The sequence below is a fragment of the Pseudomonas aphyarum genome (assembly GCF_028657055.1).
Taxonomy (GTDB): Bacteria; Pseudomonadota; Gammaproteobacteria; order Pseudomonadales; family Pseudomonadaceae; genus Aquipseudomonas; species Aquipseudomonas aphyarum.
The window spans coordinates 472,675-482,136 of record NZ_JAMDGS010000005.1; the positions used below are offsets into that span (position 1 = coordinate 472,675).

A 9,462-nucleotide genomic window follows, 5' to 3' on the forward strand; every position below is an offset into this window, starting at 1 on the left:
TATAAGGTAGGAAAGCGCTTCAAGAGCATCAGCCAGTATGGTCGCGATTACGGTTTGCGCCTCCCTGATCCGGCAGTATGCTGAGCGCAGTTTTCGCCCCCATCCCGGAGTTTTCCCCATGGCCTATACGTTCATTACCCTGCCCTCGCCCGTCGGCGAGTTGAAGCTGGTCGCGAACGGCTCACGTCTGGCCGCCATCCTCTGGGAAAACGACAAACCGAACCGGGTGCGGCTGGGACCGATGAGCGAAGCACCGGACAATCCGGTGTTGATGAAAACCGCGCGACAGCTGGAAGAATATTTTGCAGGAACGCGAAGCGCGTTCGATCTGGAGCTGGACTTTGCCGGCACCGAGTTCCAGAAAAAGGTCTGGGCCGCGCTGCTGACCATTCCGTTTGGTGAAACGCGCACCTACAGCCAGATCGCCGAACAGATCGGCCACCCGAGTGCGGTGCGTGCCGTCGGCGCGGCGAACGGGCGCAATCCGATCTCGATCATTGCGCCGTGCCATCGAGTCATCGGCGCCTCAGGCAAACTGACCGGTTTTGCCGGAGGCCTGGAAGCCAAGGAGCGTCTGCTGACCCTGGAGGGTGGCCAGTGGTCGGACATCGGTAAAACCGGTGACTTGTTTTAACCGCCAAACAGGTTATTCATCGCCGCGTATTGCAGCAGCATGATGGTCTTGGCATCGCAGATCTCGCCGCGCTGGAACGCCGCCAGCGCGTCGTCGAAACGCCACTCCAGCACTTCAAGTTCTTCGGTCTCTTCTTCCAGACCGCCCCCTTCACTGACCTTTGACGAGGCATCGTACTCGGCGATGAAAAAGTGCAGTTTCTCGGTCACCGAGCCGGGGCTCATGTAGGCCTCGAACACCTTCTTCACGTCATGCACGCGGTAACCGGTTTCTTCCTCGGCCTCGTCGCGGATGCGTTGCTCCGGCGCCGCACCTTCGAGCAGTCCGGCCGCCACTTCAATCAGCAAACCGTCATGACCGTTGACGAACACCGGCAGGCGGAACTGTCGAGTCAGCACCACGGTGCGTTGCTCGCGGTTGAACAGCAGAATCGCCGCGCCATTGCCACGGTCGTAGACCTCGCGCGTCTGACGCTGCCAGTCGCCGTTGTTGCGGTGATAGTCGAAGGTGATTTTCTTCAGCAGATACCAGTCGTGGGACAACACCTGGGTATCGACGATGTTGACCCGCTCGGCTGTGTTGGACATGACGCCTGATCCTTTTTTGTCATCGGAAGATGGCCATGGTAGGTGAAATGCTGCGAACCGCCGACGAAAAAAAGCCCGGCAGCGCTACCGGGCTTTTCCTTCATTGACTACTGATGAGCCACGTTCACCGTTGCTGCATCAGCACTCTGCACCGCAGACGGCGCCCCGTGAATCAGCGGTCCATAACGCCGACTGAATTCCCAGTTGTACGACACGCGATCCTTGCTGGTGCCGTTGTCCCAGTTCACCGACCAGGTCATCAGGCCCTTGATCGGATGCCCTTTGACCGCCAGGCGTTTCATCGCGTTGCCGACCACGGTTTTGTCGATCACATAACCGGTGGCAGCGGCATCGACGTTGGACGGCAGGCCGATGACGAACTTGTCCGCCGGGATCTTCGTGAAGCCGCGGGTGCCAGTCACCAGGCTCTCGGTCAGGTAATAGAGGAAGTCCTCTTTCATCGCGTCGTTGTTCTGGGCGATCCACGCGCCGTTGCCGTTATTGGCTTCCGGCACCCAGACCCCGTCGCCGCCCTGGTTGTAGAACTGCGGAGCGATGAAGTCGTAATAGCCTTCCAGCGCCTGCAGGTAACCAACGTATTTGCCGGAGGTGGTCAGGTACGGAAACTCCGGCGCCATACTGATGATGAAATGCTTGCCCTGGCCTGCGTAGTGATCCTTGACCAGTTTCAGCGCGGCCGGCAGGACGGTCTTGTTGGCAGCGAAATCAATCGCGCTCTGTTCAAGATCGATGTCCAGGCCGTCGAAGCCGTAGGTTTCCACCAGACGGATGATTTCATTGGCCAGCGGTTGCTCCTGACCGGCGCGCAACTCGATGTGCGCATCGGCACCGCCCAGGGAAATCAGCACGGCCCGCCCCTGACTGTTGAGCACGCCGACCTGACGGCGGAACTCGGCATCAGAGACGTTGAACGGCTTGAAGGTTGGAATCCCGCTGCCCTTCATGAAGGCCACCGCGACCACGTTGTATTCCTTCGGTACGTTTTCCAAAGCGATGTTGGCGAACTGGCCGCGCTGGTAACCATCGCTCGGGCCCGCCGGCCAGTTGTGCCAGAAGCCCATGAGGATCTTCTTGCCGGCAAGAGTCGGCATCAGCGACGCCGCGTCGCTGGCCTGGTTTTTCAATAGGGTGAAGTCGATGTTTGACATGTTCTAATCCTTCAGAACGTGTGGGTTTGACGTTGCGGGCTTATTTGAAGTCCACATCGAAGGCCTGATAGAAGGCGTTGCCGGTGTTGGCGACGATCCACATCAGGACGATGACGTGATGACCCTGCTTGTTGCCCGGAAGTTTCACGGCGTGGTTGACCTTGGCTTTCAATTCCGCCGAATGACTGTAGTACGGTACTTGCGGATAGAAATCCTCGGCGAACGGTTGCGCTTCCAGTTGCGCTCGGGTGATGCGTTGTTTCGGGTCCCAGCCATCCTTGGTGATCAGCCAGCGATAACCGCGGGTGGTGTGCGGCGCGGTGTACTCCCATTTGACCTCAAGGGTCTGGCCGGGGGTGACATTGAGCAGCGGCCAGGTGAATGGACGCCCGAGTTTCTTGCTCATTTCTTCTGCGGTGAAGTTCACACAGTCACGTGCGTCGTTCTTGCCGCCACTGAGAATATAGCCGTCAGCCGGCGGCACGACGCTCGGATTGTCGCTTTCGAACGGCGCCGGGAACGGACCGGCCGCGAGTGCCGGGAAGTTCTTGCCGCCTTCCATTTCGTTGACCTGCCAGCCGCCGAGCAATCCTTGCTCGATGGCCACCGCGCCGCGGCTTGCAGGGGAAATGACGCGACCGTGTCGCAGTTGGGTTTGAGCTTGTGGTTGGTTCATGTTTTTCACTCCGTTGATTTAAGAACTCTCCTGTCCGAGGAGAGGCCTTCAAGCTAACGGAGGGGGATTTTTTGTCCATCGGCGGTTTTGGCGCAGTCGGCCTCGGCGAAACTCGAAAAATGCCGAAAACACTGTATATAAACACAGTACATTACGACGACGCTCACCCGACGCATGGCAAAAAGACTACACCGCGTCATTACAAAAACCTGCATTCACCGGTTCAGGGAAGCTGCGCCTTGAACTCCTTTTCATACTGCCCAGCGAGCTGTTCCTTTTGCTTGTCGTCGAGCAGCTTGCCGGCCATCTGGAAGAACTTCTGCTCTTCTTCCTGCAGGTGGTGATGGACCTTTTCCGAGAGCTTTTTCGCCGTGGCCAGCCAGGCCGGACTGGACATCTCGGTCTCGTCGAGCTCTTCCATCATTTCGTCCATTTCATGGTGCTCGGCGATGGCATGGCGGCTGAGGTCGACACCGTTGTCGAACTCCATCAGCGGGATGTAGAAATGGCGCTCTTCGGCCGTTTCGTGGGCCTGAAGCTCAGCCTTCAGTTGCTTGTAGGCCTCGACCCTTTCCGGGGTGTCACCGCTGGTCTTGATCAACGATTTCGCGTAGGTCCGCTGACGGTCGTGGCTTTCACGCAGGGCTTCGAAAATGTTCATGGAATCTCCCAGGCAAACGCGTTCCGGATGGACGCCCTAAAGGGCTAGACCCCGGCGCAACAGCGACGGTTCCAAGCGATTGCTTCAATCGGCTGCGGCGCGATAGGCTGGCGATTCATTACTACAAGGAAGACAACATGACGTTGCGGATCGAGCTGTCACAGGACCCTACCGAAGAACAGCGCGCAGCCATCCTGGCGCCCCTGCGTGCCCATAACATCGCCAAAGCCGGGCCTTCGCTGTACGAACCGGTCGCGTTGCTGGTGCGCGACGATAACGACGCGATCCTCGGTGGCCTCTATGGGCACACATTCTATCGGTGGCTGTTTATCGAGTTGCTGGCGGTGCCGGAAGAAGGCCGGGGACAGGGCATCGGCTCGAAGCTGATGAACATGGTCGAAGAATTCGCCCGGGAAAAAGACTGCGTGGGGATCTGGCTCGATACCTTTGATTTTCAGGCGCCCGGGTTCTACAAAAAACTGGGATATACCGAGTGTGGCGAGATTGTGGATTATCCGCTGGGGCACAAGCGGCATTTCTTCCAGAAGCGTTTGATTGATTGAATTCAGCGTCCCTCGCCCGCAGGCTGGCGAGGGTCGCAAATTTCAACGCATTCAGCCGCCCGTTACAGACAGGTCGCCAGCGCCGCCAAACGGCGCTTGGCCACAAAATCATCCTTCTGCGCGTAGTAATTCAGCACGGTGCCGGACGCATCCGTGGTCAAGTCGACAAACGACTCCGCCGAGCGCGTGTAGACCGTCGAACCGCCCTTCTTGCCCGGTTGCAGATACGCCGCCGCGTCCACGCCGAACACCGCTTCGTCCTGCCAGGCGAACTGCACGCACTGGGCCACGACTTTTTCGGGTTTGTCCGAATTCAGGGTCTTGTAAGGGGTTTGCGTGCGGGCGTCTTCCATCGCCGAACCCGCGCAACCGGCCAGCAGGGTTGCCGCCAGCGCTACCATCAGCATTCGCATTGCATTCGCTCATTCGGAAAAAACCGGACTGTATCACCGCAACGCCAAAATTCGTTCTGCTTTACTGCATTTAGAACGCGACACATGCCGGCCGCTGCGGCACATTAACGGTCATCAGCCTTACAAGGAAAGCCCATGGCGCCTACTGACCAGCGACACGAACAGGCCCTGAAACTGTTTCTCGATGCGCGCCCGGAACTGCGCGAAGCCCTTGACCACCTCAACCCGCTGCTGGCCCAGGCCAAGGGCGAAACCCAGGCGCAGTATCGCGAAGAACGCCTGCACGAAGCCTTCGAGGCCGAGGCCGAAAGCCAGGGTCTGTTTGCCTGGGAGCTGACGTTGCAGCTCACCGCCGCGACGCCCGAGGAGTATCAGGCGCAACGCCTGGAAGTGCATCGCGAAGTGGCGGAAATGGCCGGCATGGACTGGCTGGAGTATTGCGATCTGTATGGCATAGAACCGTAAACCCCGCTCAAGGACGCTGCCTCGATGCTGCCTTCCACCTCGACCCACCGCGCCAGCCCCGGACATCTTCATATACAGAAATGGCGCGGCCGTGTGGGTCTGGCGCTGGTTGCCAGCCTGTCGGTACTGGCCGGCATGACCGACGCCATCGGCTTCATGGCCAGCGGCGATTTCGTTTCCTTCATGAGCGGCAACACCACACGGCTGGCCGTGGCGATCAGTGATGGCGACAGCGCACTGACGTTAAGGCTGATCTTGCTGGTCGCGACGTTCATTGTCGGCAATGCCCTCGGGGTTGTGGTCAGCCGTTTGGGTGGTCGGCGGGCGCTGCCACTGTTGTTGTCCATCGCCGCTCTACTCTGTTTGGCAGCCTGGCCCTTTGACACGCAACTGCCGGCCCTGCTGGCGGCAATCATTGCGATGGGCATGCTCAACGCGGCGGTGGAAGAAGTGAACGGTCTGCCGGTCGGGCTGACGTACGTCACCGGCGCGCTGTCCCGATTCGGCCGTGGATTGGGCCGGTGGGTGCTCGGCGAGCGGCGAAGTGGCTGGCGGGTGCAACTGGTGCCGTGGAGCGGGATGCTGGTCGGCGCCATTCTGGGGGCAGTGCTGGAACATCATCTGGGGCTCAAGGCGATGTTGGTCAGCGGTCTGTTCGCCGGCGTTCTAGGGCTGCTGACCCTGAAGATTCCGCGGCGCTGGCAGTTGGGCTACATGCCGCGCTGAAGGACACCTGCTCGCATCGAGACGGGTGCAGGAAACATCCGCTTCGCCGCCCCGTCGAGAAAGCTTTATCATGGCCGCAGTTTTGCTGATCGAGTCCGTCATGAAGTTCGCCATTGCGCTGTTTTCCGCCGCCCATGCGCCCTCCTCGCGCCGCGCCCTGCTGTTTGCTCAGGCTGCGCTGGCCGGCGGGCATGAGATTGTCCGGCTGTTTTTCTATCAGGACGGGGTCCACAACGCGTCCGACGCCGTGGTCACGCCGCAGGACGAGCTGGACCTGCCCAAGCAATGGCGCAATTTCATCACCGAACAAAACCTCGACGGCGTGGTGTGCATCGCCGCCGCCCTGCGCCGTGGCGTGTTGAATACCGAGGAAGCCGGGCGTTATCAGCGTGACGCCGTGGCCGTCAGCGCGCCATGGGAGTTGTCCGGCCTCGGCCAGTTGCATGACGCGGTGCAGGATGCCGACCGCCTCATCTGTTTCGGAGGCGCATGACATGGTCAAGTCCCTTCTGATTATCAGCCGTCAATCGCCATGGTCGGGTCCCGGTGCCCGCGAAGCGCTGGACATCGTGCTGGCCGGCGGCGCTTTCGATCTGCCGATCGGCCTGCTGTTTCTCGACGACGGCGTGCTGCAACTGGCCGCCGGGCAAAACGCCAAGGCCCTGCAACAGAAAGACCTGAGCGCCAACCTGCAAGCGCTGCCGATGTTCGGCGTCGAAGAGCTGTTCTACTGCGCTGACAGCGCCAGTGCTCGCGGCCTTGGCGATCGTTCGCTGGACGAGGCGCAGCCTTTGGCCGCCGAGCAAATCACCGCCCTTATTGACCGTTACGACCAGGTGATCACCCTCTGATGTCGACTTTGCATGTGTTGTCCCATTCCCCGTTCGGCGACGAACGCCTGACCAGTTGCCTGCGCCTGCTGGGTGCCAGCGATGCGCTGTTGCTGTCTGGCGATGCCGTTTATGCACTGCAACCCGGCACTGCGCCGTTCAGTGCGCTGGAATCGCGCAAGGTGAAATTGTTCGTGCTGGCCGAAGACGCGCAAGCCCGTGCCGTACAGGTTCCGGACTGGGCCGAAGCCATCGATTACCCGGCCTTCGTCGAGCTGTCGATTCACCACGACAAGGTCAACAGCTGGCTATGAATGCGTTGACCGTCGGCGCCCGCGCCATTGAACTGGACAAGGACGGCTTCCTGGTCGATCTCAACGACTGGTCGGCCGAAGTCGCCAGCGCCCTCGCCGCTGCCGAAGATATCGAGCTGAGCCCGGAGCACTGGGAAATCCTCGAACTGCTGCGCAGCTTCTACGCCGAATTCCAGTTGTCCCCGGCCACCCGGCCGCTGATCAAGTACACCGCGCTCAAACTCGGCGCGGAGAAAGGCAACAGCCTGCACCTGAACCGACTGTTCAAAGGCACCCCTGCCAAACTCGCCGCGAAACTGGCGGGCCTGCCCAAACCGACGAATTGCCTATGACCGACTATCCAGCGCTGACCCTCGAAACGCCCGCCGAGCATCCGTTCGCCCAGTTCGTGCGCATCCTCGGCAAGGGCAAGCGCGGCGCCCGCGACCTGACCCGCGAGGAAGCCCGGCAAGCCATGGGCATGGTGCTCGACGAATCGGTCGAGGAAACCCAGCTCGGCGCGTTCCTGATGTTGCTGCGGCACAAGGAAGAAAGCGCCGAGGAGATGGCCGGTTTCACCGAGGCCCTGCGTGAACGCTTGCAGGCGTCAGAGTTGAAGGTCGATCTGGACTGGCCGACCTATGCCGGCAAGAAGCGTCACCTGCCGTGGTATCTGCTGGCCGCCAAGTGCCTGGCGCAGAACGGCGTACGCATCTTCATGCACGGCGGCGGCGCCCACACCGCCGGGCGCTTGTACTCCGAACAATTGCTCGGTGAGCTGAACATTCCGCTGTGCCGCAACTGGCAACAGGTCGGCGCGGCGCTGGATAACGGTGGCCTGGCGTTCATGCCGCTGGTGGACTGGGCGCCGCAGCTGCAACGGATGATCGACCTGCGCAACACCCTCGGCCTTCGTTCGCCAATCCATTCGTTGGCGAGGATCCTCAATCCGCTGGGCGCGCGTTGCGGCCTGCAGAGTATTTTCCACCCTGGCTATCAAGCGGTGCACCGCGATGCCAGCGGCCTGCTCGGCGACACGGCCATCGTGATCAAGGGCGACGGCGGCGAAATCGAGATCAACCCGGATGCCGACAGCCACTTGTACGGCACCACTGGCGGCGAGAGCTGGGACGAGGAATGGCCGCAGTTGTCGGCGCAGCGTCACGTCAAACCTTCTTCGCTGGATATCGAGCATTTGAAGGCCGTCTGGCGTGGCGATGTGGTCGACAGTTATCCGCAGATGGCACTGATTTCGACCATGGCATTGGCGCTGCGCGGCCTCGGTCAGAGCCGTGAGCAGGCTTTCGAAACCGCCGAGCAATACTGGGCCGCGCGGGACAAATCGATTTAACCGATCATTAACCCCCGATCTTTGCGCTTTTTGTTCGAACTCATCGGAATAGACTCGGCTCCAACGATTATTGGTTTCTGGAGTCTTGATCATGGGTTTACTCGTCGACGGCCGCTGGCAGGACAAGTGGTACGAAAGCAGCAAAGACGGCGCGTTCCAGCGCGAACAGGCGCAGCGCCGCAACTGGGTCACTCGCAATGGCGAGCCGGGCCCGAGCGGTGAAGGCGGTTTTGCCGCCGAAGCCGGGCGCTATCACCTTTATGTCTCTCTCGCCTGTCCGTGGGCTCATCGCACGCTGATCCTGCGCAAGCTCAAAGGCCTGGAAAGCCTGATCGACGTGTCAGTCGTCAGCTGGCTGATGCTGGAAAACGGCTGGACCTTCGATCAGAACCTCGGTTCGACCGGCGACAAACTCGACCACTTCGATTTCATGCACCAGCGCTACACCGCCGACACCGCCGACTACACCGGGCGCGTCACCGTGCCGGTGCTGTGGGACAAAAAGCTCAAGCGCATCGTCAGCAACGAATCGGCGGAGATCATCCGCATGTTCAACAGCGCCTTCGATGACTTGACCGGCAACGATCTGGACTTCTATCCGGCGCCGTTGCGTGGCGAGATCGATGCGTTGAACGAGCGGATCTACCCCGCCGTAAACAACGGTGTGTATCGCGCCGGGTTCGCGACCTCGCAGAAGGCCTATGAAGAAGCGTTCGATGATGTGTTTGCCGAACTGGATCATCTGGAGCAAGTGCTGGGCGCCAACCGTTATCTGACAGGCGAATACCTGACCGAGGCGGACGTGCGCTTGTTCACCACGCTGATTCGTTTCGACGCGGTGTACCACGGACACTTCAAATGCAATCTGCGACGGATCAGTGATTATCCGAATCTGTCGAACTGGCTGCGTGAGATGTACCAGTGGCCGGGCGTTGCCGAGACCGTGGATTTCCAGCACATCAAGAATCACTACTACGGCAGCCACAAGACCATCAACCCGACCGGGGTGGTGCCGAAGGGGCCGGAGCAGGATTTCACTGTTGCCCATGACCGGAACCGGTTGGGCGGGAAAGGGGTTTGGCGCAGAGGTTGAG

Annotated in this window: 14 protein-coding genes and 1 pseudogene; 10 read left to right on the top strand and 5 right to left on the bottom strand. The window is 60.4% G+C overall.

Annotated features, from left to right (window positions below; translation table 11 throughout):
- The first annotated feature begins 118 nt into the window (after positions 1–118).
- On the top strand, positions 119–634 hold the full coding sequence (locus M5G18_RS09090) for a methylated-DNA--[protein]-cysteine S-methyltransferase (RefSeq protein ID WP_273900370.1): 516 nt from the start codon (positions 119–121) through the stop codon (positions 632–634).
- On the opposite strand, the gene M5G18_RS09095 is transcribed toward M5G18_RS09090, so the two are convergent.
- The 4 genes and pseudogenes from M5G18_RS09095 to M5G18_RS09110 form a co-directional block, all read right to left on the bottom strand.
- Positions 631–1,221, bottom strand: a complete 591-nt coding sequence (locus tag M5G18_RS09095; protein ID WP_064380653.1) for an NUDIX domain-containing protein — start codon at positions 1,219–1,221, stop codon at positions 631–633. The genes M5G18_RS09090 and M5G18_RS09095 overlap by 4 nt on opposite strands.
- A gap of 167 nt (positions 1,222–1,388) precedes the next feature.
- Positions 1,389–2,390 (bottom strand): annotated as a pseudogene (locus M5G18_RS09100) (chitinase); the annotation flags it as partial.
- Between the two features lie 40 nt (positions 2,391–2,430).
- Positions 2,431–3,066, bottom strand: coding sequence for a lytic polysaccharide monooxygenase auxiliary activity family 9 protein (locus M5G18_RS09105; RefSeq protein WP_262195729.1), 636 nt, complete (start codon positions 3,064–3,066; stop codon positions 2,431–2,433).
- 223 nt (positions 3,067–3,289) lie between these two features.
- Positions 3,290–3,727, bottom strand: coding sequence for a hemerythrin domain-containing protein (locus M5G18_RS09110; protein ID WP_115078454.1), 438 nt, complete (start codon positions 3,725–3,727; stop codon positions 3,290–3,292).
- Positions 3,728–3,864: 137 nt separating this feature from the next.
- On the opposite strand from M5G18_RS09110, the gene M5G18_RS09115 reads away from it, so the two are divergent.
- On the top strand, positions 3,865–4,290 hold the full coding sequence (locus M5G18_RS09115) for a GNAT family N-acetyltransferase (protein WP_011334932.1): 426 nt from the start codon (positions 3,865–3,867) through the stop codon (positions 4,288–4,290).
- A 62-nt stretch (positions 4,291–4,352) separates the two neighbouring features.
- On the opposite strand, the gene M5G18_RS09120 is transcribed toward M5G18_RS09115, so the two are convergent.
- Complete coding sequence (locus M5G18_RS09120) at positions 4,353–4,703, bottom strand: hypothetical protein (RefSeq protein WP_007958217.1); 351 nt, start codon at positions 4,701–4,703, stop codon at positions 4,353–4,355.
- 135 nt (positions 4,704–4,838) lie between these two features.
- Here M5G18_RS09120 and M5G18_RS09125 point away from each other — a divergent pair, with 135 nt between their 5' ends.
- The 8 genes from M5G18_RS09125 to M5G18_RS09160 all read left to right on the top strand — a co-directional run bounded on the left by M5G18_RS09125 (position 4,839) and on the right by M5G18_RS09160 (position 9,461).
- Positions 4,839–5,168, top strand: coding sequence for a DUF6388 family protein (locus M5G18_RS09125; protein WP_007958215.1), 330 nt, complete (start codon positions 4,839–4,841; stop codon positions 5,166–5,168).
- Between the two features lie 24 nt (positions 5,169–5,192).
- Positions 5,193–5,894, top strand: coding sequence for a YoaK family protein (locus M5G18_RS09130; protein WP_273900369.1), 702 nt, complete (start codon positions 5,193–5,195; stop codon positions 5,892–5,894).
- A gap of 100 nt (positions 5,895–5,994) precedes the next feature.
- Complete coding sequence (gene tusD / locus M5G18_RS09135; RefSeq protein WP_039767683.1) at positions 5,995–6,387, top strand: sulfurtransferase complex subunit TusD; 393 nt, start codon at positions 5,995–5,997, stop codon at positions 6,385–6,387.
- A gap of 1 nt (position 6,388) precedes the next feature.
- A complete protein-coding gene (tusC, locus tag M5G18_RS09140; RefSeq protein WP_273900368.1) occupies positions 6,389–6,745 on the top strand; it encodes a sulfurtransferase complex subunit TusC in 357 nt (118 codons plus the stop codon).
- Positions 6,745–7,038, top strand: a complete 294-nt coding sequence (tusB, locus tag M5G18_RS09145; RefSeq protein ID WP_273900367.1) for a sulfurtransferase complex subunit TusB — start codon at positions 6,745–6,747, stop codon at positions 7,036–7,038. The genes tusC and tusB overlap by 1 nt, the downstream gene beginning before the upstream one ends.
- Complete coding sequence (locus M5G18_RS09150; RefSeq protein WP_011334938.1) at positions 7,035–7,370, top strand: TusE/DsrC/DsvC family sulfur relay protein; 336 nt, start codon at positions 7,035–7,037, stop codon at positions 7,368–7,370. Before tusB ends, M5G18_RS09150 begins: the two co-directional genes overlap by 4 nt.
- The gene (locus tag M5G18_RS09155) at positions 7,367–8,368 is read left to right on the top strand and encodes a glycosyl transferase family protein (protein ID WP_273900366.1); all 1,002 of its coding nucleotides are present in this window, start codon (positions 7,367–7,369) and stop codon (positions 8,366–8,368) included. The genes M5G18_RS09150 and M5G18_RS09155 overlap by 4 nt, the downstream gene beginning before the upstream one ends.
- A 91-nt stretch (positions 8,369–8,459) precedes the next feature.
- Positions 8,460–9,461 (top strand): glutathione S-transferase family protein, encoded by a 1,002-nt coding sequence (locus M5G18_RS09160; protein WP_273900365.1) that lies wholly within the window; start codon positions 8,460–8,462, stop codon positions 9,459–9,461.
- Position 9,462: the final 1 nt, after the last annotated feature.

Coding starts and splice junctions, on each gene's coding strand:
- M5G18_RS09150 (WP_011334938.1), top strand. CDS start 7,035: ATGAATGCGTTGACCGTCGGCGCCCGCGCCATTGAACTGGACAAGGAC.
- M5G18_RS09120 (WP_007958217.1), bottom strand. CDS start 4,703: ATGCGAATGCTGATGGTAGCGCTGGCGGCAACCCTGCTGGCCGGTTGC.
- M5G18_RS09130 (WP_273900369.1), top strand. CDS start 5,193: ATGCTGCCTTCCACCTCGACCCACCGCGCCAGCCCCGGACATCTTCAT.
- M5G18_RS09125 (WP_007958215.1), top strand. CDS start 4,839: ATGGCGCCTACTGACCAGCGACACGAACAGGCCCTGAAACTGTTTCTC.
- tusD (WP_039767683.1), top strand. CDS start 5,995: ATGAAGTTCGCCATTGCGCTGTTTTCCGCCGCCCATGCGCCCTCCTCG.
- M5G18_RS09110 (WP_115078454.1), bottom strand. CDS start 3,727: ATGAACATTTTCGAAGCCCTGCGTGAAAGCCACGACCGTCAGCGGACC.
- M5G18_RS09105 (WP_262195729.1), bottom strand. CDS start 3,066: ATGAACCAACCACAAGCTCAAACCCAACTGCGACACGGTCGCGTCATT.
- M5G18_RS09115 (WP_011334932.1), top strand. CDS start 3,865: ATGACGTTGCGGATCGAGCTGTCACAGGACCCTACCGAAGAACAGCGC.
- M5G18_RS09090 (WP_273900370.1), top strand. CDS start 119: ATGGCCTATACGTTCATTACCCTGCCCTCGCCCGTCGGCGAGTTGAAG.
- M5G18_RS09095 (WP_064380653.1), bottom strand. CDS start 1,221: ATGTCCAACACAGCCGAGCGGGTCAACATCGTCGATACCCAGGTGTTG.
- tusC (WP_273900368.1), top strand. CDS start 6,389: ATGGTCAAGTCCCTTCTGATTATCAGCCGTCAATCGCCATGGTCGGGT.
- M5G18_RS09155 (WP_273900366.1), top strand. CDS start 7,367: ATGACCGACTATCCAGCGCTGACCCTCGAAACGCCCGCCGAGCATCCG.
- M5G18_RS09160 (WP_273900365.1), top strand. CDS start 8,460: ATGGGTTTACTCGTCGACGGCCGCTGGCAGGACAAGTGGTACGAAAGC.
- tusB (WP_273900367.1), top strand. CDS start 6,745: ATGTCGACTTTGCATGTGTTGTCCCATTCCCCGTTCGGCGACGAACGC.